We start from the raw sequence: 2,062 nt of genomic DNA, 5'->3' as shown, positions 1-2,062 counted from the left end.
GCCTCAGTTGCAGGCAGGGACGGCGCCCGCGGCAACGCCGGCGCAGACTTCGTCCTTCTTGATCCAGCCCGCGTCGATGACGACGTTCAGGTTGTCCTTGGTGATCGCGACCGGCGTCAGGAACAGCGACTTGACGGTATTGCCGCCCGGCGTGGTGAAGTCCTTGACGCCGGCAAAGTCGGTCATCTTCTTGCCGTCGGCGAGTGCCGAGGCGATCTCGGCGGCGTTCTTGCCGAGTTCGCGCGCGTCCTTCCACACCGACACGGTCTGGGTGCCGAGCGCGATGCGGTTCAGCGCGGCGTGGTCGCCGTCCTGGCCCGACACCGGAACGGTCCCGGCGAGGCCCTGCGCCGTCAGCGCCGCGACGACGCCGCCGGCGGTGCCGTCATTGGCCGCCACCACCGCATCGACCTTGTTGTCGTTGGCGGTCAGGAACTGCTCCATGTTCTTCTGCGCGTTGGCGGGCAGCCAGCCGTCGGTATAAGCCTCGCCGACATTCTTGATCTTGCCGCCGTCGATGGCTTCCTTCAGCACTTCCATGGAGCCGGCGAACAGGAAATCGGCGTTCGGATCGGCGCCCGAGCCCTTGATGAAGACATAGTTGCCTTCCGGCTTGACCTTGAACACTTCGCGGGCCTGCATGCGGCCGACTTCCTTGTTGTCGAAGGTCAGGTAGAAGACGTCCTTGTTCTCGATCAGCCGGTCGTAGCCGACGACCGGAATGCCTTCGTCCAGCGCCTTTTGCACCGCCGGCCCGACGGCCGAAGCGTCCTGCGCCAGCACGATCAGGGCATTGGCGCCCTGCGAGATCAGGCTTTCGACGTCGGTCAGCTGCTTGCCGGGATTGGACTGCGCGTCGGCCGAAATATACTTGTCGCCGGCCGCCTCGATGGCCTTCTTCATCGCCGCTTCATCGGTCTTCCAGCGCTCTTCCTGGAAGTTCGACCAGGAAACGCCGATCACCTTGTCCTTCGCCTCGGCGACCGACGCGAGCGTCAACGACAAGGCGACACCCGCCAGCATGGCGGTTGCGAATTTCTTCATGATATCCTCCCTGCGCCATTGCGGCGCGACCCAGACTGGCCCTGAGGCCGGCATAGAGGCTTTTTTTCGAGCCTCGAAAAAAATATGATCCAACGCCGGAGCGCTGTCAACAACGATTCTGATCGATTCCGAGGCCTCGGCGAATTTTTTTCGAGCTCCGGAATAAATAAATGACAGGCTGGCCCGCTTCTGCCACTATTCATACGGTGTCGCCGACGGCCCTCGAAATCAAAAACGGCCGCGACGACCGGGAGGAAGGCAAAGCATGTCGGTTGGAATCCGCCACGACGATCTGCGCCGACGCAACCGGGCGATGGTTATTTCGGCCGTGCGCCGCGCCGGCCAGCCGTCGCGGACCGAGATCGCCGCCACCACCGGCCTTAGCCATTCGACCATCTCGGCGATCTCGTCCGACCTGATCCAGGAAGGCATCCTGACCGAGAGCAAGCCAAACGAGGCTGTTTCGCTGAAGCGCGGCCGGCCGCAGGTCGGGCTTGCCCTCAATCCGGAAGCCACGGCGGTGATGACGGTGGTCCTGTCGCTGAACTTCCTTTCCGTCGCCGTCATCGACTATGCCGGGCAGGTCATTGCCGAGGAGCAGCGCCGCCTCGACACGGCGATCATGCCGCGCGACGAGCTGATCGGCGAATGCGTGGCCATCGTCCGACGCCGTTTCGAGGATCCCGACCTCGACGTCCGCGGCGTCGCCCGCATCGCCATGGGCATCCAGGGCATCACCGACACCCATGCCCGCGCCATGTTGTGGTCGCCGATCACGCCGCAGACCGACATCGCCTTCGCCGACATTCTGGAAGCCGAATTCGGCGTTCCGGCCACCATGGAGAATGACTGCAACATGATGGCGGTGGCCTTGCAGTGGCGCGATCCCGAGCGCTACCGCGACGACTTCATCGCCATCCTGCTCTCGCACGGCATCGGCATGGGGCTGGTGCTGAAGGGAGAGCTGTTCACCGGGACCCATTCCTCCGGCGGCGAATTCGGCCACATGATCCACCGG

General features: G+C 63.9%; 2 protein-coding genes. One reads left to right on the top strand and one right to left on the bottom strand.

All coding sequences use genetic code 11. The features are described from left to right. Positions 1-3: 3 nt before the first annotated feature. Positions 4-1,044, bottom strand: coding sequence for a D-xylose ABC transporter substrate-binding protein (gene xylF, locus EN780_RS32820; RefSeq protein WP_128276344.1), 1,041 nt, complete (start codon positions 1,042-1,044; stop codon positions 4-6). Positions 1,045-1,309: 265 nt separating this feature from the next. On the opposite strand from xylF, the gene EN780_RS32815 reads away from it, so the two are divergent. Further along, positions 1,310-2,062, top strand: a 753-nt coding sequence (locus EN780_RS32815) for an ROK family protein (RefSeq protein WP_133372830.1), incomplete at its 3' end; no start/stop codon positions are given.

It is taken from the genome of Mesorhizobium sp. M4B.F.Ca.ET.089.01.1.1 (genome assembly GCF_004022605.1).
Taxonomy (GTDB): Bacteria; Pseudomonadota; Alphaproteobacteria; order Rhizobiales; family Rhizobiaceae; genus Mesorhizobium; species Mesorhizobium abyssinicae.
The sequence above is the reverse complement of the archived record's forward strand: the minus strand, read 5'-3'. Positions and strand labels throughout refer to the sequence as shown.